This window comes from Dactylosporangium sp. NPDC005572, assembly GCF_040605515.1.
Classification (GTDB): domain Bacteria; phylum Actinomycetota; class Actinomycetes; order Mycobacteriales; family Micromonosporaceae; genus Dactylosporangium.
Map to the genome: position 1 here is coordinate 1 of NZ_JBEXCY010000018.1, position 22,639 is coordinate 22,639.

24 protein-coding genes and 1 pseudogene are annotated in these 22,639 nt (G+C 71.2%); 3 read left to right on the plus strand and 22 right to left on the minus strand.

Features of this window, described 5'->3' with window-relative positions:
* Positions 1–301: 301 nt before the first annotated feature.
* The 22 genes from ABZS66_RS12115 to ABZS66_RS12220 all read right to left on the minus strand — a co-directional run bounded on the left by ABZS66_RS12115 (position 302) and on the right by ABZS66_RS12220 (position 20,672).
* The gene (locus ABZS66_RS12115) at positions 302–634 is read right to left on the minus strand and encodes a hypothetical protein (RefSeq protein WP_354757142.1); all 333 of its coding nucleotides are present in this window, start codon (positions 632–634) and stop codon (positions 302–304) included.
* Positions 635–1,350: 716 nt separating this feature from the next.
* Positions 1,351–2,217: an S-adenosylmethionine decarboxylase gene (locus tag ABZS66_RS12120; RefSeq protein WP_354757143.1), complete on the minus strand. Its 867-nt coding sequence runs from the start codon at positions 2,215–2,217 to the stop codon at positions 1,351–1,353.
* Between the two features lie 15 nt (positions 2,218–2,232).
* Positions 2,233–2,406, minus strand: a complete 174-nt coding sequence (locus ABZS66_RS12125; protein ID WP_354757144.1) for a hypothetical protein — start codon at positions 2,404–2,406, stop codon at positions 2,233–2,235.
* Positions 2,403–2,963 (minus strand): hypothetical protein, encoded by a 561-nt coding sequence (locus tag ABZS66_RS12130; RefSeq protein ID WP_354757145.1) that lies wholly within the window; start codon positions 2,961–2,963, stop codon positions 2,403–2,405. The genes ABZS66_RS12125 and ABZS66_RS12130 overlap by 4 nt, the downstream gene beginning before the upstream one ends.
* 58 nt (positions 2,964–3,021) lie before the next feature.
* Entirely contained in the window at positions 3,022–4,218 is a 1,197-nt protein-coding gene (locus ABZS66_RS12135) for a hypothetical protein (protein WP_354757146.1), read from the minus strand.
* Positions 4,215–5,033: a hypothetical protein gene (locus ABZS66_RS12140; RefSeq protein WP_354757147.1), complete on the minus strand. Its 819-nt coding sequence runs from the start codon at positions 5,031–5,033 to the stop codon at positions 4,215–4,217. Before ABZS66_RS12140 ends, ABZS66_RS12135 begins: the two co-directional genes overlap by 4 nt.
* Positions 5,030–5,812, minus strand: coding sequence for a hypothetical protein (locus tag ABZS66_RS12145; protein WP_354757148.1), 783 nt, complete (start codon positions 5,810–5,812; stop codon positions 5,030–5,032). The genes ABZS66_RS12140 and ABZS66_RS12145 overlap by 4 nt, the downstream gene beginning before the upstream one ends.
* 5 nt (positions 5,813–5,817) lie before the next feature.
* Positions 5,818–6,705: an SAM-dependent methyltransferase gene (locus tag ABZS66_RS12150; RefSeq protein ID WP_354757149.1), complete on the minus strand. Its 888-nt coding sequence runs from the start codon at positions 6,703–6,705 to the stop codon at positions 5,818–5,820.
* Entirely contained in the window at positions 6,693–6,911 is a 219-nt protein-coding gene (locus tag ABZS66_RS12155; RefSeq protein WP_354757150.1) for a hypothetical protein, read from the minus strand. Before ABZS66_RS12155 ends, ABZS66_RS12150 begins: the two co-directional genes overlap by 13 nt.
* 8 nt (positions 6,912–6,919) lie before the next feature.
* Positions 6,920–8,311: a hypothetical protein gene (locus tag ABZS66_RS12160; RefSeq protein WP_354757151.1), complete on the minus strand. Its 1,392-nt coding sequence runs from the start codon at positions 8,309–8,311 to the stop codon at positions 6,920–6,922.
* A 286-nt stretch (positions 8,312–8,597) separates the two neighbouring features.
* The gene (locus tag ABZS66_RS12165) at positions 8,598–9,275 is read right to left on the minus strand and encodes a hypothetical protein (RefSeq protein WP_354757152.1); all 678 of its coding nucleotides are present in this window, start codon (positions 9,273–9,275) and stop codon (positions 8,598–8,600) included.
* Positions 9,272–9,994, minus strand: a complete 723-nt coding sequence (locus ABZS66_RS12170) for a hypothetical protein (protein ID WP_354757153.1) — start codon at positions 9,992–9,994, stop codon at positions 9,272–9,274. Before ABZS66_RS12170 ends, ABZS66_RS12165 begins: the two co-directional genes overlap by 4 nt.
* On the minus strand, positions 9,991–10,881 hold the full coding sequence (locus tag ABZS66_RS12175) for a hypothetical protein (protein ID WP_354757154.1): 891 nt from the start codon (positions 10,879–10,881) through the stop codon (positions 9,991–9,993). The genes ABZS66_RS12170 and ABZS66_RS12175 overlap by 4 nt, the downstream gene beginning before the upstream one ends.
* On the minus strand, positions 10,878–11,138 hold the full coding sequence (locus tag ABZS66_RS12180; protein WP_354757155.1) for a helix-turn-helix domain-containing protein: 261 nt from the start codon (positions 11,136–11,138) through the stop codon (positions 10,878–10,880). The genes ABZS66_RS12175 and ABZS66_RS12180 overlap by 4 nt, the downstream gene beginning before the upstream one ends.
* Before the next feature lie 122 nt (positions 11,139–11,260).
* Positions 11,261–12,949, minus strand: a complete 1,689-nt coding sequence (locus ABZS66_RS12185) for an ATP-binding cassette domain-containing protein (RefSeq protein WP_354757156.1) — start codon at positions 12,947–12,949, stop codon at positions 11,261–11,263.
* Positions 12,946–13,941 carry a branched-chain amino acid ABC transporter permease gene (locus ABZS66_RS12190; RefSeq protein ID WP_354757157.1) on the minus strand — a complete coding sequence of 332 codons (996 nt, stop codon included), beginning with the start codon at positions 13,939–13,941 and terminating at the stop codon, positions 12,946–12,948. Before ABZS66_RS12190 ends, ABZS66_RS12185 begins: the two co-directional genes overlap by 4 nt.
* Positions 13,938–14,819 (minus strand): branched-chain amino acid ABC transporter permease, encoded by an 882-nt coding sequence (locus ABZS66_RS12195; RefSeq protein ID WP_354757158.1) that lies wholly within the window; start codon positions 14,817–14,819, stop codon positions 13,938–13,940. The genes ABZS66_RS12190 and ABZS66_RS12195 overlap by 4 nt, the downstream gene beginning before the upstream one ends.
* Positions 14,820–14,996: 177 nt before the next feature.
* Positions 14,997–15,818: a methyltransferase domain-containing protein gene (locus tag ABZS66_RS12200; RefSeq protein ID WP_354757159.1), complete on the minus strand. Its 822-nt coding sequence runs from the start codon at positions 15,816–15,818 to the stop codon at positions 14,997–14,999.
* 46 nt (positions 15,819–15,864) lie between these two features.
* The gene (locus ABZS66_RS12205) at positions 15,865–17,055 is read right to left on the minus strand and encodes an ABC transporter substrate-binding protein (RefSeq protein ID WP_354757160.1); all 1,191 of its coding nucleotides are present in this window, start codon (positions 17,053–17,055) and stop codon (positions 15,865–15,867) included.
* 190 nt (positions 17,056–17,245) lie between these two features.
* Complete coding sequence (locus ABZS66_RS12210; protein ID WP_354757161.1) at positions 17,246–17,875, minus strand: ATP/GTP-binding protein; 630 nt, start codon at positions 17,873–17,875, stop codon at positions 17,246–17,248.
* Positions 17,876–17,884: 9 nt separating this feature from the next.
* The gene (locus ABZS66_RS12215; RefSeq protein WP_354757162.1) at positions 17,885–18,271 is read right to left on the minus strand and encodes a roadblock/LC7 domain-containing protein; all 387 of its coding nucleotides are present in this window, start codon (positions 18,269–18,271) and stop codon (positions 17,885–17,887) included.
* 13 nt (positions 18,272–18,284) lie between these two features.
* Positions 18,285–20,672, minus strand: coding sequence for a nitrate- and nitrite sensing domain-containing protein (locus tag ABZS66_RS12220; RefSeq protein ID WP_354757163.1), 2,388 nt, complete (start codon positions 20,670–20,672; stop codon positions 18,285–18,287).
* A gap of 838 nt (positions 20,673–21,510) precedes the next feature.
* Here ABZS66_RS12220 and ABZS66_RS12225 point away from each other — a divergent pair.
* The 3 genes and pseudogenes from ABZS66_RS12225 to ABZS66_RS12235 all read left to right on the plus strand — a co-directional run.
* Positions 21,511–21,813, plus strand: coding sequence for a hypothetical protein (locus ABZS66_RS12225; protein ID WP_354757164.1), 303 nt, complete (start codon positions 21,511–21,513; stop codon positions 21,811–21,813).
* Between the two features lie 108 nt (positions 21,814–21,921).
* The gene (locus ABZS66_RS12230) at positions 21,922–22,251 is read left to right on the plus strand and encodes a pentapeptide repeat-containing protein (protein ID WP_354757222.1); all 330 of its coding nucleotides are present in this window, start codon (positions 21,922–21,924) and stop codon (positions 22,249–22,251) included.
* Positions 22,252–22,439: 188 nt separating this feature from the next.
* Positions 22,440–22,583, plus strand: a pseudogene (locus tag ABZS66_RS12235) (pentapeptide repeat-containing protein); the annotation flags it as partial.
* Positions 22,584–22,639: the final 56 nt, after the last annotated feature.

Sequence of the window (22,639 nt, forward strand, 5' to 3'; positions counted from 1 at the left end):
GGTCCGTCGCTACGACCGCTACGCCACCCACTTCGCCGCGTTCGCCACCATCGCCCGCACCCTCATCTGCTACCGCAAACTCCTCAAACACCCCAAATGAGACACGGTCTAAGGGTCTGCAGAGGAATAACTGCTTTGGTCTTTATTGATGTGTGTGCTGCTGGGTCAGCGGGTATGCCGCGAAGGCTGGTCGCCCGTCGTCGAGACAGCCGGCAATCCCCGCACCGCCCAAGCCTTCGAGCGGCAACTCCCCCACGCAACTCAACGCTGACACACCAGGTCCGGTCGCCGGCCCTGACCGCTACGGCTCGCGGCGGCGCCGGTTCGCCAACCGGGCATATACCTCGCCGACGGCCTCCGCCCCGGCGGCGTCGAGCTCGGCGCGGCGGCGCAGATACCACCACCAGCGCAGCAAGACCACCAAAAGCCCGGCCAGGGAAACAGTGACGGCGAACGAACCGGCAATCCACAGCGCCCGGCCCAGCCAAACCGGCCCTGATGGCACACCAGTCACCTCGAGGACCAGGACCGTCGCCCCTGCCGCTGCCAGCACTACGAACAGCCCGGTCGCGAAATACCACGCCGAGCGCGCCAGCTCAGCGCGGATATGTGCGGTGTGGTCTGGTCGGTACACCCTCCGAGCCATACCGGCAGCATGGCACAACCGCGCCCGGCCTTGCCGCCCACCGACGGCGGACCGCCTGGCCGGCCCGCCACCTCCGGCCACGCCACCCTCGCCGTGAGCTCAAACATCTACACCTCCGTCCTCCTCGAGTTCAACCGCGCAGACGCCGACTCGGTCAGCGAGCTGGTCCCCCAAGCGGCGCGCCGCCCTGTAACGGCACCGCACAGCCACGCCAGACCCGCCGAGCCGGAACGACGGTCCGGATCGCCGCTGCACATGGCGAAACAGGCCCCTCCCAACTGGAGGGGCCAGGTTCGTCGTCAATGCCGACGCCACCATCGCGCTCCCAGCCGCCCAGCTCTACCGACAACGCCCCACCAGTCACGAATCCGCGGCCCCACCAACGATGGCCTCGCAATTGCGCTTCGCACCCATGTGCCAATGGCAGGTGTCGTGCCAATGGCAGGTGTCCACCGTCGCTCAGCTCTCGGCCAGACCATCGCCCGCCCAGTCGACCGTTTGGGCATCGGGCCCGGCGGGTGGAGCGTCGTTCGGTGGAGCGTCGTATGCGTCGAGGAATGCCCGTGCCCATTCCACGTGGATACACGGGAACGGGGCCAGACGAGCCCACGATGCCAGGCATCCCTCGCAGATCCCGTCACGGGCGGTATGAACCGTCACGATCCGCCCCGCCTCAGCGCGCGATCGTGGCGGCCCGTAGTCCTTCACCGGGTGGTGTTCCCATTGAGCGCCCCGGGCGTTTCGCCGGTACTGCCGGCCAAGGGCGGCAGTGGCATGGTCAGGGCGTAGCAGCCCCAACCGCCGCTGGTCACCCGGGCACGAGCCCGGCCGCTGCCACGGGACGCGCCGGTCGTGCCGATCCGGCCGAGCAGGCCGTCACGATCGAGCCAGTTCAGATGCGCTCGTAGTGTGCTCGGCCGAACTTGTGCCGCATCGAGCACCGCGTTCACGGCGGCCGGGTCGAGTTGCACGATCAGCGACCCCGGCCGGCGTGCGAGCCGCACCAGTGCGGACCTGATCAGCGGCGCCGATCCGGTCGGCCGGTACAGGCGCGCTGACTCGCGCCACACGGTGCAGTAGTCGTCCGCGTCGTCGACGACATGGCCGACCGGCAGGTCGAGCACGTCCGCCAGATGGGCATCGCCGACCACGAGCCGCAACCGCCCGGGCCCGCCGCCGTGGTGCACCGACCACGGCCACCGCCGCTGTGCCTCGGCCACCAGGTCCCGCGGTCCGGACCGGTCCAGCCACGCCGGGAACTGCCGCGGCTGCACACCACCACCCCCGACGCCCCCGACGCCCCCGGCACCGGTGCGGGCTGCCGACCCGGCTGGCGACGCCGGCCACGGGGCGCCCCGGTGCAGCACCTGTTGCGTGCAGCGGCGCGCCCGGAAGTACCTGACGATGAAGTCGGTCGCAACGACGGCGTCGAACGGCTTGCACGAGAACACGTTGATGAACGCCCGACCGGTGTGCTCCGCGAAATGGGCCGTGATGCTCGATGTGGTGATGAGCTGCACGAGGGAGTAGCCGGCGGCGGCCGGGTTGTCCAGCGCGAAGCGCTCAACCACCGGATCGCCGTAGGCCTACATCCCGATCGTGTCGACCAACTCTGCCGCGAACCGGCGGATGACCTGCCCGTCACTGATCAACGCCCGGTCGCACCCGTCCAAGTCCAGCACCAGCTCCACACCCCACGCAGCGGCGGCCGACACCGGGTCCGGTGTGTGGGCTCCGGTCGGGTTCAGCGGTCCGGTCACGCTGCCCGCACCCCGTTCACCGTGTGACCCCGCGGCGTCACGTACACCCAGTACGTCTGGGTGTCGGCCCGGACAGCCTCGAACCCGCTGTCCGGGCCGCCGGCGAGCCGGGTCAGCGCCACCTTCACCAGCCGCGCGAGATCGTCGTTGCACCGGCAGAAGTCGAGGCTGATCACCCCGCCGTGGGCGGCTGCCTGCCGGTACATGCGGGTGATCAGTTCCAGGAACGTGGTCGAGTCAGCTTCGTTGGCGATGCAGACAAACCCGCAGTACCACACCTGCCCCGCCGCGTACTGCTCCGGATAGCGTGCCGCGAAGTACGCCGGGCTGACCAGCGGCATCGACTCCAGGACGTTGGTGTACGTCGCCAACCCGACCAGCTGGTCATGATCGTCGAAGACCCGCCACTTCTCCACGTTGCCGTCCTGGCACACGTAGTGGAACTCCGCCCGTGTCATCAGATGCCGCTGCACGGCCCGCGTATTCAGCGCGGCGAACCGCTGCTCATACAACGCCCACGCCGTCTCGGCCTCCTCGCCGCTCAGCAGCCGTTTCACGTCCACCTTCGTCATACCCCTTCGGTCCTCCCCGTTGATGTCGCCTCCTGCACCGGCGTCACGTGCTGTCCTCCCCGATGAATTCCTTGCCCGATCCCTCATCGGTGCTCTCATCAGTGCTCTCGTTGGTTGTCTTGCCGGCGTGCCCGGTGATTGCCTCGGTGATTGCTTCGGTGGGGCCGGCCGTCGCCGCCGTCCGGGAACGTGGCTGCCCGCCCCTGCTGCGCAGCGTGACACCGGCCTCCTTGAGCAGGCGCCGGGCCGCGTGGTAGGGGATCCCGGCCTTCGCAGCGACCATGCGAATCGACACGCTGTCGGCGTACAGCGCCACCACCTCCGCCGCCTCGACGTCGACCCGCGCCGCAGGCTGCCGACCGGAAGGCCGTAACGGCGTCCCCGACTCCACGAGAATCGTGTGCACACGCCGGAACGGCAGCCCCGTCCGAGCACTGATCTTGCGCATCGCCATACCACCCACGTAGCGGGCCACGACATCGCTCGTGAACGCCGCCCGCTGGGCCGGTGACAGCCGCTCCCACACCCGCGCGCCCGCGCGGAACTGCGCAACGTCACCGACCACACCCAGTCCCCCGCCCACAGCCCCGCACACAGCCCCGCCCTGCGGGTCGCTGACCGGGTCGCTGACCGGGTCAGACCGAGGTGTCGACAGCGGCACGGCGGTCAAGGGTGGAGTCGGCATGGTCAGCGCGTAGCAGCCCAGCCCACCACCTGCGGCAGGCCGCAGCCGGCCGAGCATGCCCCCACTGTCAAGCCGCGCCAGCAGCTGCCGCGCCATCCCCGACCGTATCCAGCCACCCGCGAGCACCGCCCCGGTCGTGTCCGCATCCAGCTCGACAATCAACGCACCCGGGCGCCGTCCAGTCCTCGCCAGAACGGCCGCCAGGTCCGCCAACTCGCCGACCGGCCACCGATGCGACACCCACAGGTGCCACACCCGCGCGTACATGTCCGCGTCGAACACCGGATCACCGACCCTGGCCCCGACCGCCGCAGCCACCTCCGGATCCCCATGGACCAGATACGGCCCTGCCGGCCCCGCCCCACCATGAACGACCGTCCACGGCCACCGACGCGCCGCGTCAGCCACCAGGTCCACCGCCGACACCCGATCCAGCCACGCCGGAAACTGCCGCGCCCGCACCCCACCCGCCGAACCGCTCGCGCCGATCACGTCGCGCCCAACTCCCGCGCCCATCGATGCCGCGGTCAACCCCGCGGTCCAGCTCGTCGTCATCGTGTGCACCCGACCTTCGGGGTGTGCAGGTCCGGCGTGTACGTGCTGGTCAGGATCAGCAGATAGATCTCGTTGCTGTCGGTCGGATCTGGCGGGGTTGTCGTGTCTGGGCGCCGGTGTGTCTGGCTGTGGCTGGCCAGGAGCTGCCCTGTCCGCGGGTCGCGGATCAGCGTCTTGGCGACGGTGAACGGCATCGGCGGCGCGTAGGTCCAGTTGACCCCGAACCCGCTCGGGCCGGCACGGTCCGTGAGCTGCGGGTGCACACTGACGCCGGGCTGGCGGGCAGGCATCCGCAGGATGCCCTGGCAGGTGGCCAGTGGCACGAACCGCTGGCTGTAGAACTGGGCTACCTGTCCGAACGCGTCAAGGACGGCTCCGCGTGGCAGTGGTTCGTGCAGGGTCTGTCGCCGTAGGGCATCGGGGTCGCTGGACAGCGGGCCGTCGAAGGGGCCGAGGTCGTCGCCGGTCTGGTCGATGATGAGCTGGCAGCCGTGGGTCTCGTCGAGCTCGACGGCGCGGTGGCTGGCCCGGCCGGTGGGCCACAGCTGGGTGCGTCGGACCGGCAGCGCGGTGCCGTCCGGGGACGCGGCGGGCGGTGCGGCGAATGAGTCCCAGCTGCGCACGCTGATGCACTCGAATTGGGCTCGGGCCGGGTCGGCGGGGGCGTTGGTCGGCGTGTGCACGCTGCGGGCCGCCCGGGCGAGGACCCCGTGACCGGTGCCCAGCCAGCCGCCTCCCCGCGGCGCCGGGGTGATCCGGCTACCGTGGCTGGGCCGCATCACGGCCTGACCGGTCATGGCTGTCGTGGCTGTCATGGCAGCAGCTCCGCGCAGGTGACGGCCCGCACGGCGCCCGTGGGTGCCGGACGCCGCCGGTACCTGGCCCCGACCTGGCGGCGGCAGACGAGGTCGTGCCCACGGCAGGTCTGCTCGAGCACGAGCCTGGCTTCCGCGCGTTCGGCGAACCGCTGTGGTGTATGGGCAGGGGGTAGCGCTGGTATGGCGTCGCGGAAGCGTTGGCGGGCCTCGTCGTGACGGCCGCAGGCGGCCAGCATCGCGGTCAGCCGATACACGTAGAACAGCCCGGCCGGGTCGGCAGTGTCGTGACAGGGCTGCCATGCCTGCCACACGGCGGTCAGGTGGGCGATCGCCTCCGTGCAGCGGCCCGCGGCGTGGGCGGCCAGGTCGGCCAACGCGCCAGCGCGGCAGGCGCCGTCGAGGTCGGTGCTCGACAGTGCGGCGACCACGGTGCTGTGAGAGTCGTAGGCATCAGCGTGCTCACCGCGGACGGTGTGCACCGCGGCGAGCAGCCGCGCCGCCCGCAGCACGATCGGGTGCCGCAAACCGCCGAGCTTCACGGCCGCGTCCTGCGCGTAGCCGCACCACGCCACCGCCGCTAGGGGCGCGTCGTCGCCGCGCAGGTACAGCCGCGTCCACAGCAGCGCCGCCTCGACCAATGCCCAGCTCGCCGGCGCGGTGTACGGATCCTGTGCGGTCAGCACCACTGCCAGCGCTGCGGCGGCTGCCGCATGGTCACCGGCACGCCAGGCGGTCTGCGCCTCGCGCAGGAGGGCAGCGTCATCGCCAACGGGCACGCCGATCATATGGCGGCCACGACGCCGTAGCAGGCGACGTCCTCGTCCGGCGGCGGGTACTGCTCGCCGGGGTCGGGCCGCCATCGCGCGACCGACACCAGCTGCGACCCGGACCGGTCAATCGGCACGGTTCGTTCGGCCATGCCCGGTGCTGGGGCGGGGTCGACGGTATGCAGCCCGGCGACGAAGCCGGCGACCTGTTCACGGGACCACGGCCGGAAACGGACCTCGTTCTCTCTCTGCAGGGCCGGGATCCGGGCCGCGGTGTCGCCGGTCGCGTAGTCCGTGGTGGCGTGGCTGAGCACGAGGTAGCTGCCCGGCGCGAGCGCGGCACGCAGCACAGCGACCGCGCGAGCTGCCTCGTCGTCGTCCAGAAAGTGCAGGACGGCGACCAGGAGCACCCCGACCGGCCGGGACAGGTCGATGGCGTGGTGCAGGCCGGGGTTGTCCAGGATCGCTGCCGGGTCACGCAGATCGGCCTCGACGTAGGCCGTTGCCCCATCCGGGTGGCTGGTGAGCAACGCCCGAGCGTGGGCCATGACGAGCGGATCGTTGTCAACGTAAACAACCCGGCAGCCAGACACGATGCCCTGCGCGACCTCGTGGGTGTTCGGTTCAAGTGGGAGCCCGACACCGAGGTCGAGGAACTGCCGGACGCCGGCGCCCCCGGCGACGTAGGCGACCGAACGGTGCAGAAACCGGCGGTTCTCGACCGCAGCGCACCGCACGTGCGGAAACACGGCGGCGATCGCGTCGCCGGACTCGCGGTCGGCGGCGAAGTGGTCCTTCCCACCCAGCCAGTAGTTATACCGCCTCGCGGGATGCGGAACTGTGGTGTCGATCCGGTAGGCCGTCGTTGCGGGACCGTCGGCCGGTGGGGTCACGCTCGGCATGACGGCATCCCGCTCTCGGCGGCGTGGCTGGCGGTGCGGTGGCTGCGGCGACCTCGGCGGCAGGTCGTTGCGACGGCGTCGTTGGCCGCGCTCGTGGCCTCCGGGGCTATCGGTGTTGCCTCAGCGGTGATCATCGGCAGTGGCTCCATCGTCGACGGGTTGGGCAGGTCGAGCGGGTCGAGCGTCGCGGTGGCAGCGTGGGACATGCTCCGGGTCATGCCGCGTTCTCCGGGCTGGTTCCGGCCGGCCGATGGCAGCGGGTCAGGGTGCCGACGTGCCGGTATCCGGCGCCGTCGCGGATCGCTGCCAGCGAGCAGTCGGTGCCGCCGCACGCTGCGTCCAGCGCCGGCAGGTACGTCGGCGGGCGGTTGAGCAGCAGTCCGGTCCAGGTGGACGGTGATGCCGCCGGCATCACCGCGGCGTCGGCCCGGATCCGGTTGAGCCAGCGTTCCCCGCCGTCATCGGGAAGCGCGGCCGTGCGTGTGGTGGCGCTGGGGTTGATGTAGGTCATTGCTGCTCCAGTGGATGCGGCGGCGGCTGTTGCTGTGGGACAGGGAGATGGCCGTGGGCCGGGCGCCACCACTCGGTTCGTCCACGTCACGGTGAGGGAACTGTTGGTCACCGCTGCGATGCGGACATTGCCCGGCGCGGGCCGGTCCACGGCCCCGGAGGATGTGGCCGTCGCAGCAGCCGCCGGGCGGGTGGCCGCGACGACGGCCTGATGCTCGCTCGGGGGCCGGGCCATCGCGTAAATCACGGCCGCGCTGACGCTGACAACCGACGGGAAACCGACCACGAGTGTCAGGGCAATCCAGGCGCGACGCCGGCGGGTGGGTCGCCGTCGCGCGGCGCCGGCTGGGGCCACCACGGTCCTGGATGTTGTGGCAGCGCCGGTGACCGCCGGGGTGCGGCGCAGCTGCAGCCGCCGGGTGAGCGGATGGCAGCCGCCCAGCACGGCTGTCGCCGCGGGCAGGGCTTCGTCCAGCAGCCGGTATGCGTGGGTGGTGGCGCCGAGGCGCACGTGCAGGGCGGTGACCTCGTCGACGAGGTGCAGCACGTCGTGGCGGGCCAGGCCACCGGAGTCGGCCAGGTCGGACATGGTCGCGGCGCGGCCTGCCAGGGCCTGCGGGTAGCGGCCGTGTTCGGCGTCGAGCAGGGCCAGTCCGGCGGCGGCGAACTGCCGCGCCCACCACAGGTCATCGTCGTCGTCCGGCAGCCGGGTGACCCGCTGGTAGCAGCCTTCCGCCTGGCCGAGCGTGCGGGTGGTGCCGCAGCAGCGCAGCGCGTCGCCGAGCGCGACCAGCATCAGCGTGGTCTGCCGATCCGTCTCACCGCGCCGGACCGTGAGGTCGGCGGCCTGCTCGGCCAGCAGTTCGACGGCCTGGTCGACCTGGCCGAGGTGCAGCAGTGTCAGACCGAGATAGCGGGCGGCTGCATCGGCGATGTCGTGATCGACCGGGGTGACGTCCCAGACTGCTCGACGCAGTGCGTCGAGCTCGACACGGGCGCGGTCGTAGTCAGCGTCGACGAACCAGCGAACCGCGGCGCGCAGGTCGTGGCTGGTCACCGCCGCCCGATGGCGAGCTGCGTTGCGCTGTCCGGTCATCGCGGCCATGCCTCACCGGCCTCACCGCGCAGGTCCCGCACGAGCCAGCGCGGGACAACCGGATCACGTGCCGTCAACAGGCTGGCCAGCAGCGCGCAGCACGCGTCATCGGTGGCGGTGCCGGGCTCAGGGGGCTGCAGCGCGCGGCCGGGGTGCCCGTCGGGGCGGTGCGCAGCCGGGGAGACCGGGAGCGCGTGTTTGCGCTCGCGGTCTCCCCGGCTTGTGCGCCGCGGCAGGGTCGGCTGCCGGGGCGCGCCCGAGCCGATGGCGCTGGCACCGTTGCGCGTCATTGGACGGGCTCGCTGTTCGCCGTGCCCGCCTGCCCCGCCTGCCCGGTCAGCATGGTCGAGCGGTGGCGTCGCGGTGTGGGCCGGGGCTGGCGGTGCACGGGCCACCACGGCAGGCCGTCGGGCAGCGTCCGCTGTGGTTCCGGCGTCCAGCCGCACGAGTGCAGCAGCCGCACCAGCGCGGGGTCGAACGCTGCGGTGTGCACGGCGGCGGCTGCGGCGTCGAGCGTGCGGTGGTAGGTGGTGAGCAGGGCCACGGCACGGCGGGCGGACGCCAGCCCGGTGCCGGCAGCGGCGAGCAGGATCAGCAGCTGGTCGGGCGTGCCGACTGGCACGGTGCTGTGCAGTGCCTCCTCGAGGAGCGCCCACCGGGCGGCGTAGCCGTCGTCGACGACCACCCGCCGGGTCGCCGCGACGCGAGGCAGACGGGCCGGAGTGCTGCTCCAGGCCAGCACGCCGCCACGATCGTCGAGCATCAGCGCCTCGCCGCCGGCATCGACGACACGCTGGATCACCAGCGCCAGGTCGTCGATCAGCGGGTACACAGCCCGATCGGGGGCAAGCCAGCCGGCGACCACCGGGTGCACGGCGAGCACGTCGGTCAGGCTTTCGGCGGCCATCCTCGCCCAGGCCGGGCCGCCCGGCACGACCATGACCGACGCCGGCGCGGCGGTCACCACGCCGCACCGTCCTGGCCGCCGGGGTGCGGCGGGCGCCGCATCCACTGCACTGCCAGGCCGGCCGCGGGCTGGTCCACCCGGTGCGGCTGGTATCCGGTCGCGGTCAGCAGGCGACGCCCGACAGGGTCAATGGCGAGCGCGTGCGCGGTACCGAGCGTCGCGTCGAGGTACTGGTGATGGACGTCGAGGAGCTGCCGGGCGACGCCCTCGCGCTGGGCGTCCGGGTCGGCGCCGACGGCGATCAGGTACGCCGGCGCAGCCGTGGCCTCGGGCAGAACCGCGCTGGGGTAGAGCACGGAGGCGAGGGTGTCGAGTCCGGGTGCGTCGGCGGTGGCGGCGCCCAGCTCCAGCAGCGCCGTGTCGATGGCATCGTCCGCGGTGTCCGGACCGTCTGGCGCACGGTGCGGGTGGTACTGGGGCGGGCCTGACGGCGGCTGCTGCGCGGGCAGCCAGATGGCCGCCCCCGCTCCGGTGGCGTGCAGGTACACCGCCCCGTGCACGCACGCCCAGCCGGCCAGGCCGGCGAAGGCCCGGCGCAGCACCGCGTTGCGGGCGATGCGGTTCCCGGCCAGCAGCACGCGCAGGGGCGTGTCCGCGAACGCCGTAGCCAGGACGTCGGCGACAGCGGTGATGTCAGTGGCATCGGCTGCAGCCGCGCGGCGGACACCGGCCGGCTGCGGGACCTCCGGGGGTGTGCGCGGGTGTGCGCTCGTCATGGCAGGAACTCCCGCCAGGTGCGGGCCCGGCGCAGCGGGTGGTCCGGGGCACCGCCACCGGGCCGAAGGGCGCGGACCAGCTCACGCAGCGGGTCGAAGGCGCCGGCGAGGCGGCTCGGTGGACGGGTGCTGCGGCAGAGCCCGGCGTGGCGCTGATGTGAAGTGGTCAGCCACTCGACACTCAGCCGAGCTGGAACGCGGCCACCAGGGCTCACCGGTGTGCGGTAGGCGCGCCAGGCCTGCACGGTGCGGCGAGCCGCCTCGTCGTACCGGCCGCAGGCGTCGAGCATCGCGGCCAGTTGGAGCACCATCGCGACGCTGTCGAGGTCGGCATCGCCGTACTGTCGCCGCCACTGCCGCCACGTCCGGGTGAGCCCGGCGATGGCGGCCGGGCAGTGTCCGGCGGCATGTTGGGTGATCGCCAGATCCATCCGCGCGGCGAGCACGCCCGGGCTGGCGGGGCCGTCACGGTCGGTGAGCTGCGCGACGATCAGCCGCCGCAGCGTGATCGCCGCGTCATCGAGGCGGTACGCGGCCAGGACCCGGGCCAGGGTCCGGGCAGCGTCGACGGTGCGCTCGTCGTAGACGCCGAACACGTCGGTGCTGGCCTGGTGGGCGTAGCGGGCCCAGCGCAGGCTCTGCCAGTTCCCATGCTCGTGCGCGTGGAGCGTTTCGGCGTAGAGCCGGGCGGCCGCGTTCAGGTCCGGCCGCGGTGGGGCCGTGATGGGGTCAACGCCGAGCAGCGCGGCGCGCAGCAGGGCCACGGCCGGTTGCCGGCGGCCGTGCGCTAGCTGGGCCTGGGCCAGGGTGGTCAGCGACCGGGTGGCGCAGGCTGGTACCTGCTCGGACGCGCGATCCGGTACCGCTGGCGGCTGGCTACTGATCATCGCGGTCCTCCGTCCTGCCGTGGACGCTGCTGTGCTGGTGTCGTCGGCGTTTGCTGTGCGGGGCGGCCTTTCGGCCGCATCTGGACGTTGGCGGCCTGCAGCACCCGGTGGGCGGTGCCGTAGGCGCAGCCCATCTGCCCGGCGACCTGGCGGATCGACAGTCGCTGCTCGACGTAGAGCTGCACCATCTCCCGCTGGATGGCCGGCGCGTCCCACGACCGCCCACCACCGCCGGTCCCGTCAGCGGGTGTGGCCATCGGTGTTGCCCTCGCTGCTGGCGCTGCGGCCGTGGGTGTCGGCGTGGTCCGTCCCGGCCAGGGCCACGCGCCGGTCCCGGCGTGCAGGCTCGGCGAGGTCGTGAACCGCGGATACCGGGCCGTCATCGCAGCCCAGATTCCGCGGCGCCGGTCAGTTGCGCTGCGTCGTCGGCCGGCACACGATCAGCCGCCGCCGTCGCGGTCGGGCCGGACACGCCGAGCAGTGCCTGCAGGTGCTGGCGGGGTCCGTCCTGGTCCAGGTCCCTGGCTGGGGCCGTCATGGCGATGTGTCCGCGGTCGAGCACGATGATCCGGTCGGCGAGCGCGGTGGCGACGGTCAGGTTTTGCTCGGCGACCAGGACAGCGAGGCCGTCGGCAACCAGTCCGCTGAGGGCTTGGGTGAGCTGGGCGATGACGGCGGGGGCGAGTCCTTCGCTGGGCTCGTCGAGGATCAGTAGCCGTGGTTGGGTGAGCAGGGCACGGGCCAGGGCGAGCATCTGCTGTTCGCCGCCGGAGAGACGCTGCGCCGGGTGGGGCAGTCGCGCAGCGAGGGCGGGCAGGAGGTCCAGGACCCGGTCGACGGTCCACGCCTGGGTCCGTGCCTGGCTGGGCGTGTCGGCGCCCCGGTGGGCGGCGAGGGCGCAGACGAGGTGCTCGCGGACGGTGAGGCCGGTGAAGATCCGGCGTCCCTGGGGCACGAGCGCGATCCCCGCCCGCGCAGGGAGGTGTGGTCGGCGGGTGGGGAGTGCTCGGCCGTCCCACTCGAGCCGGGTCGGGGTCTGCACGGGTTGGAGCCCGGCGACGGTGTTGAGCAGCGTGGTCTTGCCGGCGCCGTTGCGGCCGAGGACGGCGACCGCTTCGCCGTCGTGGACGTCGAGGTCGACCTTGTCGAGGACCGGAGCGCCGTGGTAACCGGCGCGCAACTGCCGCACCCGCAGCAGCACCGGACCTGGCGAGGTGCGAGGCGCCAGCCGTTCGGTGCCGTTGGCGTTGGCGGTGGCGTTGGCGGTGGCGGTGGCGGTGGCGGTGGCATTGGGGTGGCCGCCGGGGTTGAGGTAGGCGTCGCGGACGGCGGGGTCGGCGCGGACCTGGTCGGGGGTGCCGGTGGCGAGGTGGTGGCCGTGGTGCAGGACCGTGACGGTCTGGGCGAGGGACCAGATCAGGTCGAGGTGGTGGTCAACCAGCAGGATGGTGGTGTCGGCGCCGAGGTTGGTGAGCAAGGTGGTGAGTTGGCCGATCTGGGCGGGGTCGAGCCCGGCCGAGGGCTCGTCGAGCAGCAGCAGCCGCGGCCGTTGGGCCAGGGCCATCGCCAGCTCGAGTCGCCGCTGCAGCCCGTAGGACAGCTGCCCGGCCGGCGTCCTGTTGTAGTCGGTGAGCCCGACCGCGTCGAGTACCTGCGCCACGCCGTCCGCGTGCTGCGGCCCTGAGATCGGCCCTGGGATGTCGCCCCGGCCGGGCATGGCGGCCAGCGCGAGATTCGCCGCCACCGGGAGCCGCTGGAACACGGCCGGGTGTTGGAAACTGCGGCCTATGCCGTGCCGGGCCCGCAGTCGGGCCGGTAGGCGGGTGACGTCGCGTCCGTCGACGATGATCGTCCCGGTGGTCGGCGTCAGCGTCCCGGCGATCAGGTTGAGCAGGGTGGATTTGCCTGCGCCGTTGGGGCCGATGAGGGCGTGGCGGGCCCCGGCCGGCAGATCCAGGCTGAGCTCGTGCAGGGCGGTGAGTCCACCGAAGCGTCTGCTGACCCCGTCCAGGCGCAGCATGCTCGTCGTCTTTGCCGCGGTCGTGGCCGTCGTCATGGCCGTCGTCATCGCTGTCGGCTCCGTTTCCAGGTGGCCAGTCGGTCGGTGATGGCAGGCTGGTAGGCCACGACCAGGAACGCGAGGCCGAGCAGTGCGGGGGCGTGCCCGCCGGTGGGGGTGCCGAGCAGATCGCGGACGGCGACGACGAGCACGGCGCCGGCCACGGCGCCGCGCATCGTGCCGAGCCCGATCGCGGCGGCCAGCAGTGCCATGGCGGACATGTCCAGGCCGAGGTCGGCCGGGGACAGGTAGCCGTGCGCCGCGACGAGCAGGGCCCCGCCGGCGCCGGCGAGCGCTCCGGCGCAGACGAACCCGGCGAACAGGTGGCGGTTGACGTGGTAGCCGAGCGCGGCGAGCCGGGCCTCGTGGTCGGCGGCGGCGCGCAACGCGAGAACCAGGCGGCTGCGCAGCAGCACCGCGACCACGACCACGAGGATGAGGAAGCAGCCAAGCAGGTACAGGTAGGCGTAGCCGTCGCTGCGCAGCGGTGGGGTGCCCGGCCAGACGGTGACCGGTGGGGTGTGCAGGCCGTCGTCGCCACCAGTCACGGATGACCATTGCGCGGCGATGGTGCGAGTCAGCTCGGCAACGGCGAAGCTGGCCATGAGGAACAGCACGCCGCGAGTACGCAGCAGCAGCGGAGCGGTCACCGCGGCGGCGACCGCCCCCGCAGCGGCGGCGACGGCCAGCTGCACCAGGCCGTTGCTCACACCGCCGACAGTGGCGAGGAGCGCGGCGGTGTAAGCACCGACGCCGAGGTAGGCGGCCTGGCCCAATGACGGCAGCCCGGCGATACCAGTGAGCAGCTGAGTGCTCATCGCCAGGACCGCAAGGACAATCGCGGTGGAGGCGATCGACACGGTGTACGCATCCGCGACGAACGGCAAGGCGAGCGCGGCGAGCATCACGGCTGCACCGAGCAGCAGCTGACGGCTGCGCCAGCGGGGATACCGGTGGACGGGTGCCGCGGCCGGTGTCGTCTGGGGTCGGGTGGTGGTCATGCCGGCTGCACCGCCGTGCGGCTACGCGAGACGAGGACGGTGAGCAGGACCGCGAACAGGGCGAACGGGGCCAGGGTGGGGGCGGCGAGCACCCCGACGGTCTGGACGAGGCCGACCAGCAGCGCGGCAGCGAGGGTGCCGGTGATCGACCCGGCCCCGCCGATACTGCTGGCGCCCCCAATGACGACGACGATGAGAGACAGGACAAGGACGGTGGTGTCCGCGCCGGGGGCGGGCCCGATGAGGGGCGCGGCCAGCACACCACCGGTGACGGCGAGGACGCTGCCCGCGGCCATCGCGGCGGTCTGCACGCGGCGGGTGTTGACCCCGGTCGCTGCGGCCATCCCGGGGTCGGCCACAGTGGCGCGTAGTAGCACCCCGTACCGGCTACGGGCGACGGCCAGGTGCAGGGCGAGCGCAACGGCGGCGGCGACGGCGATGAACAGCAGGCGGTAGACGGGGTAGCCGTGCCGGCCCAGGTCGAGGCTGCCGGCGAGGATGTTCGGTGGGTTGACGGGGACGGGCGCACCACCGAAGACGGTGTAGCCGTCCGCGGCCAGGTAGGCGATGCCGAGCGTGGCGAGGGCCTGGTGCAGGTGGCCGTAGCCGGTCAGCGGCCGCACCGCGGCCGCGAGGGCCGCGCCGCCGCCGACGCCAACGACGACGCCGACGACGAGCGCGACCACCAGCCCGACCAGGCTGCCGTGACTGAACAGGTAGGCCAGGTAGGCCAGGTAGGCCCCGGCGAGGTAAAGGCTGCCGTGGGCGAGGTTGAGGACGTCCATCACGCCGAAGATCAGCGTGAGGCCGGCCGCGACGACGAACAGCGCCAGCCCGAAGGCCAGGCCGTCCAGCGCGGTCACCGCGTACGCCGTCACCGCACACCCCGATATCCACGGGTGTGCAGGGCCACGGCAGGTTGCGTCGATGCGCGCCCCCGCCGTTGCCCCGCACGTGCGGGCAGCAGGGTGGTGGCGGCAGCGTCGCGGTGCACGTCCATCGTGGTCGTCCTCACGCTGAAACTCCTCGAGTTCAGTCCGTGGCAGCAGCGTTGATTACTGCTTGGGGCGGCGGCCGATCGTGGTGAACATCCAGTAGCAGTACGCGAGGGTCTGCGGGTCCTGCATCGCCTCGCGGAACAGCTCCAACTGCTCGACGCTCATCCCCCGGCCCAGCAGCGCGTCGTGCAGCTGGTAGGAGTTGCTGACGTGCAACAAGTTGCCGGCGCCGCCGCCCGCCCACAGCCGGTTGTGCACGGTCGTGTCGACGTCGACCAGCCCGGCGGTGCGCATGGCGAGCGGGGCGCGGCGGGCCCAGCCGACGTCGGCGCCGTTGGCTTCGAGGGTGGCGAGCAGTCCGTCCTGGAAGGCGTTGAACGCGTCGGCGACCTGCGGGCTGGGGGCGTGCACGAGCATGTTGCGGTCGGTGGCGTCCCAGTCCGACACGACCAGCACCCCGCCGGGCTTGAGTGCGGCGACGAGCCGGTCCAGGACGGCGTCGCGTTCGGCGAGGTGTAGCAGCAGCAGGCGGGTGTGGATGAGGTCGAAGGAGCCCGTCGGCAGATCGATGGTGCGCACGTCGCCCTGCTGGATGGTGATGTTGTCGCCGCCGGTGACGTGGCGGGGGTCGAGGTCCAGGGCGGTGACGTGGCCGGTCGGGCCGACCTGCCCGGCCATCCACGCGGTGATGGTGCCCCGGCCGGGGCCGACGTCCAGGCAGCGCCGCCCATCGGTGATGCCGGCGCGCAGCAGCATGTCGGTGCTGTGCTCGTCGAGGATGTCGGCGAGGATCTGCAGCTGGTTGGGGCCTTGCCGATCGGCGTTGTCGAACGTGTATGCCGACGCTTCGTCGACGGGGCCGGTCGTTGTGACCGTCATCGGGGTGACCTCCGAGTTCGATGCCAAAGGGGCTGGGTGGTGGTGGCTATGCGCCGAGGGTGGTGAGGGTTTGCACGACGACGTTGGCCCGGCCGCGGCCGTCGGTGCGGACCTGCCGCAGGTACCAGGGCTGGATCGGTGAGTGCTGCTCGCCGTAGCGCCACTGCCCGCGAGGGCTGTCGACCTGGCCGAGCTTGCCGATCGCCGTGTTGATCGACGCGCTGGTCGGGTTCGGCCCGGCCGCGGCGATGGCCCGGTCCAGCACCAGCGCGGCGTCGTAGGCGGTGACGTTGTACAGGTTGGGAATGGCGTCGTACTTCTGCTGGAACGCCGTCGCGAAGGCTCGGTTGGGTGGATTGTCGAGGTCCGGGGCGTAGTTCAGCGACGAGTAGATCCCGTCCGCCGCGGGCCCTTGCGCGCCAAGGACCGCGCCCTCGACGGTGAACCCGCCCGCGTACAGCGGCAGCCTGCTCTGCAGACCGGCCTGGGCGTACTGCTTCACGAAGTCGATCGCGTTCGTGCCGCCGTAGAACGCGAACACCGCTTTCGCGTCGGCCGGGATGGCGTTGAGGTAGGGCAGGAAGTTCGTCGTGTTCGGGAACGGAGTGAACGTGGGCTTGCCGTCAGGGTTGGCGAGCTTGCCGCCCCCGGCCACGAACGGGTCGACGAACCCGGCGATCTGGCCCCGACCACCGAGATAGTCCGGGCCGATCACATACACCGGACCCTTCACGCTCGTACGGACGTAGTCGGCGATCGCGGCGCCGGCGTCGCGGTTCTGCCAGGACGTATGCCACGTGTACGTCAGGTCCTTGAGATTCTCGGGCCGGCCGCCCGTGGCGACGAATGGGATCTTGGCCTCGGTGGCGGCCGGCTGGACCTCCTGCACCGCGTCGGAGCTGATCGTGCCCACTACCACGGACACCCGGTCCTGCTCGATGAGCTTCTTAGTCCCGGTCCGAGCGGCCTGTTTACCGTCGCCCTCGTCGACGACCGTGGCGACGATGTCGTGCCCGCCCAGCTTGCCGCCGTGGGTGTCCAGATACAGCTGCCAGCCACGCGCGAAGTCGTCCCCGACCGTCTTGTAGACACCCGTCTGCGGCCATATCAGTCCGATGTGGATAGGGCCGCCGCTCGCGGCGGCGTCGCCGCCCAGGCTGGAGCCCGAACAGCCCGCCAGGAGCACCGCGGCGGCCAGGGTGGCCAACGCAGCGGGTAGAGCTCGTCGTCGCTTCACGGGGATGGTCCTCGCTTTCAGTGTTTGCGGTGCATTGGGCCGGTTGAGGCTGGGCGCCCAGCCGGACGACATGGCTCCGAGACGGGTGGTCGGCGCTGGAGGAGCAGGCGGCGTGTGTACGCCGTGGCCCGATGTGATGCCGCTGGCATCACCTCGATGACCGGGTGGCAGCACGGCGGCAGATCTCCGCTCATCCACCGGGCACGCTCCGCCTGCGCCGGGTCAGCGCGTACTCGACCAGCGCGACCAGGGACTGCCGGACGTCACCACGGCTGCGGGCGTCGCAGCTCAGCAATGGCACATGGTCGGGAACCCGCAGCGCACGCCGCACCTCAGCGAGGTCGTAGCGGGACGCGTCGGCGAACACATTGAGCACCACGACGTAGGGCACACCGCGGTGCTCCATGTAGTCCACGGCAGCGAAGCAGTCACCCAGGCGGCGTGTGTCAGCCAGCGCGACCGCGCCGATAGCGCCCTTACACAGCTCGTCCCACATGAACCCGAAGCGGTCCTGCCCCGGCGTGCCGAACAGGTACAGGATCAGCGTCTCGTCGATGCTGATCCGGCCGAAGTCCATCGCCACCGTCGTGGTGGTCTTGTCCGGCACTCCCGAGACGTCGTCGACGCCAACGCCCGCCTCGGTCATGACCTCCTCGGTCCGCAGCGGCGTGATCTCGGAAATCGTGCCCACGAAGGTTGTCTTGCCGACACCGAACCCACCCGCCACGAGAATCTTCACCGACGTGACGGGGGCGGCCGTGACAGTTCGTCCCGAGGAGGCGGCAGCCGAGGGCTGCAGGCCGATTGCGTGAGGGGCCATGATCCGCAGTCATGCCCGGTGGGGCTGGCGCGGGTTCGGAGTGAGAATCCCGCCGACCCGGTCGATCGTCATGGCCATCTCGTAGCTGACCTGACCGAGCTCGCTGTCCTTGCTGGCCAGCACGGTGAGGATCGCCTTGTCGTTGATCGCCATGATGATCAGGAAACCGCCGGCCATCTCCACGACGATCTGTTCCACCGGGGCGGCTTCCATGAACGTGGCCGCACCGCTGGTCAACGAGGCCAGGCCGGACGTGACCGCCGACAGCTGGTCGACGTTCGGCAGGCCAGGACTTGCGGCCCTCGGTAGCCCATCCCCCGAGACGACGAGGGCGTGCGTGATGCCTCTGACCTCGCAGAGTTGCTTGAGCAGGAATCCCACATCGGTGTCTGTCATCGCAGGTCGTCCTTCACGAGATGGTGGTCTGGCGTCGGCCGGCCTGGCCGAGCCCGGCTTGGAACGCGGACATCTGTCGCCGAAGCCTGTTCGGATCCCGTTGAACCGGAATCGGTTCCGCGTCTTCCTCGGACGGTGGCGTAAAGTGCTGGCCGGGTTGACGCACGGGCAGGCCGCCCTCTGTGGTCTGGGCGGTAGCGTCCGTGTCCGCTGCGGCGTTGCGGCGGCCCGGAGCCCCAACCAACACGAGTTCGGCGGTGACGGCGTCCGGATCGGGCCGGGTCTCGGGGTTGAACCATGCACTGCGGGCGGTGGTCAGCTCGTGGAAGATGACCGGCTCGACCGTCGGCCCTGCCGACCCCGCCGGCAGCGGCCATGTAGCCGGAGGCCCCACCGGCAGAGCCGCAGCGACCGCGGCGACCTCGGCTGACGGTGCGTGCACCGGCATCGGCAGGACGGTGAACAGCGCACCAGGGATCGTCATGTCCACGCGGGTCCCACGGTGTGCCGCCGCCCGAAGTTCGATCTTGATCCCGAGCCGCTGGGCGATCATCCCGACAACAGGCAGCCCCATCCGCTCGGCGGTCTGGTGGTCCATCGGCGGGTCCGCGATCCGGCGACGGGCCGTCTCCAGACCGGTCTCGGTCATCCCAACGCCTTGGTCGCGGATCTGAATGTGTAGCTGATCGCCGACCCGACGCGCTTCAACCTCAACCGAAGACTCCGGTGGCGAGAACTGCGTGGCGTTGTCCAGCAGCTCGGCCAGCAGGTGGATCAGCTCGGCCGCGACCTCACCGTCAACCTGGATACCCGCGTCGACGGCCATCGAATTCACCCGGGTGTAGTCGTCGATCTCGCCTTCCGCAGCCCGCAGCAGATCGCGCAGTCCGACCGCCGCCACTCGGGTATGACCGCCTCGCCCTCCGGCCAGGATCCGCAGGTTGAAGATGAGCCGGCGGATGAGCGTGGCGGTGTGGTCGAGCTGGAACAGGCTGGCCAACCGGTCCGGATCGTGTTCATCCTTTTCCAGCTTGTCGAGGCTGGCCATCATCGTGTCGGCGCGCCGCTGCAGCCGCCGTGACAACGCCACGAGGATCGCGCCGACCCCGGCTCGTGTTGCGGCCTGCTCGCCGGCGATCCGCACCGCAGAGCTGGTCACCTTGTTGAACGCGGCGGCGACGCTGGCGACCTCGTCGGCGCCGTCCGCCGAGATCGGCTCGGCCGCAACCGCCAGTAGCCGCTCAACCGTGGCCGGATCAGCGTTGTACACGTCCAGCTCGTGCACCATCTGCGGCAGCCGATTCTCGGCGACGTCGATGGCGTCGTGCTGCAGACGGGCCAGCGAGCGGGTCAGCGATCGCGCCACCACGGCCCCGACCACGACCACGACCAGCAACAGCCCGGCCACCACCCCGAGCGCGGTGAAGACCGCCCGGCGCTCGGCATCGCGCTCAACCGTCACCGTCGTCAGCAGGCCTGCGTCGAGGTCTGCCTCCACCGCGTGCATCAGGTCGATCCGGGCACCCATCGCGGTCGACCAACCCGGCGCATCCGTACCGAGCACCAGCTCCCGGCCCGGCTGGCTTCGGGTGACCAGGCTCTGCAGCCGCTCCGCCTGCAAGACCTCCGAACCGCCGAGCCGGCTGTTCAACAGCCCCGGCCAGTCCGACGGGCCGAGATCGGCGAACGTCTGCAGCGCCTCGGTGATACCCGTGTCCGCGCCCACGATCTCCTGCTGCCCGGCCGGCGTCAGCCGACCAGCCGCCATCGTGCGCACCGCCGCCACCTGCAGCTGGGCAGCCGACTCGATCGCCTCGGACAGCGCCGCCACCGCCCGCAGACCGTTCGCCGTGGCCGGTGACACCCCGACCTGCCCCAGCGCCTGCCGGTAGCTGATCAAGTCCGAGATCATCGAGCGATACCGGAACGCCACCACACTCAACACCGCGTCCGGCGCGGCAACAACCTTCTGCCGCAACCCAACAAGCCCGGCCAGATCCGTCCTGATCCTCCCGACCAGAGGCGCCAAACTGTCGGGCAGCCGCGTGCCGGCCAACCCGCCCTCAAGCTCGACCACCAGCGCGTCCGTAGCCGCGCTCCGGCCCTTATAGTCCGCGGCCGTAGGCCCGCTGCCGGACCCGGCGAAGACCAACGCCGCCGCAGCACGCTCCCGCTGCAACGACGCTGCGAGCCGGGCCGTCACACCACCCACAGCAACAAGCTCACGCGCGCCAGCCGCATCGGCAGCCCGCCCCGCAGCGGCCACCACGTTGAACCCCGTCAACGCCACGATCGTCGCGACCGGCAGCACAAGAATCAGCGCGAGCTTCGTGCGAATACGACGATCCCGCAGCCATCGCCGACGAACGGGCTGCCGATGCCCGGTGGCCTGCCTGATCACAACCGGCCCACGTTCACCGTACTCGTTGCCCCGGCACGAGCGGGCCGGCATGCGTACGGCTCAACAGGCGCTGTGCATCGCCTGGATCGCGTCATCGCAATTGCTCCAAGTTCATCGACTGAGGTTCAGGGAAATGTGATGCTGCACCGGTGTGCGTCTATCCGAGCGGTCCACTGCCTGTGCCAAGGGCCCGTACTGGCCTCCGACAGCACCTCAGCGACCCGTCGGGGCACGCAAGGGTAGGGAGCCTGGCGGCAGGCGGGACTCCGACAACGGCCGTCGTCGTCCCGAATATGCTCACGGAGCAGATCCAGCGCCCTGGCCCGTAGCGTGGCGTCGGACGTCGCGAACTCGGACGCGCTGACGGTGCTGGCCTCGGGCGTGTTGGTCGCCGCGGCCTCGGTGGCGCCGCAGCCCGGCCAGTCGATACGAACGGCAAACCCGCCACTGCCCGCGCCAGCAGGTGGCGAAGAGGACATTCGCAGCGCGTGCGGCAGCACGGCCGCGACGCCGACAAGGACTGACATGCGTTCCCCCAGAATGGTCGTCCAGTGCCGAATCCGCGGCCGAATTCTCGATTGGCATCGAAACGATGCCCGGCTGCGATGACTCAGATCGATGCCCTGGATGTATGCATCATTGACAGCCACTCCGGGATAGGCCATAACTACCCGCGCATGATCACCATGCGACCGATATGCATCCTGCATTCGGTCGCGCCACGGGCGTCCAAGTCGTGCATGGATGGGCAGGCAGGGCAAAGTGCCGTCCTGCGGCACGAGCAGGCGCCGCTCGCAACGGCGGGTTTCGTACTTGTCCAAAAGCCGAAGGTGTCGGCGTGGTTGTCGATCTGGTTACGTTCGTAGGGTGGTCGGGTGCCAACTCGCCGGAGCTTCAGGCCTGCCCGCCCGTCCCGGGGGGCCGCGCCGTCCAGCCGCATCCGCCGCGCATCCGGGGCACCCTGGGCAGCGCGACGGTCAACGAACACGACCTCGAGCCTGATACGTCGTTCGAGGCGCTCGTCTTCGCCGACCTCGATCTCGCCGGCCGACGCGCGGTCGCCGTCGAGTTCGAGGAGTACCAGTTCAGGGCGGCCAGGTTCGCCAGCTCGCAACTCGACCGACTGCGGCTCACCGACTGACGGACCGAGACGTCGGACTCGTCGAATCTGCGTGCTGAGGCTGCAGAGGTCGACCGGGTAGCGTTTGCGACCTCCCGGCCGACCGGCCTGGACTGCACCAACGGCCGGCTGCGCAGTACCGCGCTCCGGGACTGCAAACTGGAGCTCAGCAGCTGGCGGTTCACCCGCTTCGACGCGGTGGCCTTCGACGAGTGCAACCTCACCGGGGCGGACTTCACCAGCGCGGACCTGCGCGGCGCGTCCTTCACCCGCTGCCGGCTCACCGGCGCGCAGTTCAGCAAAGCCGAGATGCAGGGGGCCCGGTTGCGTACCTGCGAGCTCGACGGCATCGGCGGGATCACAAGCTTCAGCGGCGCTGTCGTGCATCGCGACGACCTGATCGAGCTGGCCGATACGCTCGCCGGCGCGCTGGGGATCGTCATCGAGGGCGACGAGTGACGTCGGCGCGAGCGGCACGGCCACGACGGGAAATCGAGGTTGACTGGGCCGCGCGACCAGTAGCCGGCCTCGACCACGCTGGTGTGCGGTTCACCGGCACCGACGCCACCGAAACGGTCCTAACCGAGTCCGTGTTCAGCGAGTGTGTTTTCGTCAACGCCCGCTTCAAATGAGCGCAGCTCGCCGCAGTGCAGTTCGTCGACTGCCGCTTCGCCGGCTGCAACTTCTTCGACGCCACCATCAACGACTGCGTCGTGCAGGACTGTGTGTTCGACCGGTGCTCGTTCAGCGGCGTCGAGGTCACAGGTGGCAAATGGAGTGGCACCCGCCCGGCTGGAGCCGATCTCACCACGGCCGAGTTCCGCGGCGTGCGCATGCAAACGTCGAT

Bases quoted from the DNA above. Each gene is read 5' to 3' on its own strand.
- ABZS66_RS12135 (WP_354757146.1), bottom strand. From the start codon at position 4,218: ATGACGACGAGCTGGACCGCGGGGTTGACCGCGGCATCGATGGGCGCG.
- ABZS66_RS12140 (WP_354757147.1), bottom strand. From the start codon at position 5,033: ATGACAGCCACGACAGCCATGACCGGTCAGGCCGTGATGCGGCCCAGC.
- ABZS66_RS12150 (WP_354757149.1), bottom strand. From the start codon at position 6,705: ATGCCGAGCGTGACCCCACCGGCCGACGGTCCCGCAACGACGGCCTAC.
- ABZS66_RS12155 (WP_354757150.1), bottom strand. From the start codon at position 6,911: ATGTCCCACGCTGCCACCGCGACGCTCGACCCGCTCGACCTGCCCAAC.
- ABZS66_RS12160 (WP_354757151.1), bottom strand. From the start codon at position 8,311: ATGACCGGACAGCGCAACGCAGCTCGCCATCGGGCGGCGGTGACCAGC.
- ABZS66_RS12170 (WP_354757153.1), bottom strand. From the start codon at position 9,994: ATGACGAGCGCACACCCGCGCACACCCCCGGAGGTCCCGCAGCCGGCC.
- ABZS66_RS12175 (WP_354757154.1), bottom strand. From the start codon at position 10,881: ATGATCAGTAGCCAGCCGCCAGCGGTACCGGATCGCGCGTCCGAGCAG.
- ABZS66_RS12180 (WP_354757155.1), bottom strand. From the start codon at position 11,138: ATGGCCACACCCGCTGACGGGACCGGCGGTGGTGGGCGGTCGTGGGAC.
- ABZS66_RS12185 (WP_354757156.1), bottom strand. From the start codon at position 12,949: ATGACGACGGCCATGACGACGGCCACGACCGCGGCAAAGACGACGAGC.
- ABZS66_RS12190 (WP_354757157.1), bottom strand. From the start codon at position 13,941: ATGACCACCACCCGACCCCAGACGACACCGGCCGCGGCACCCGTCCAC.
- ABZS66_RS12200 (WP_354757159.1), bottom strand. From the start codon at position 15,818: ATGACGGTCACAACGACCGGCCCCGTCGACGAAGCGTCGGCATACACG.
- ABZS66_RS12210 (WP_354757161.1), bottom strand. From the start codon at position 17,875: ATGGCCCCTCACGCAATCGGCCTGCAGCCCTCGGCTGCCGCCTCCTCG.
- ABZS66_RS12215 (WP_354757162.1), bottom strand. From the start codon at position 18,271: ATGACAGACACCGATGTGGGATTCCTGCTCAAGCAACTCTGCGAGGTC.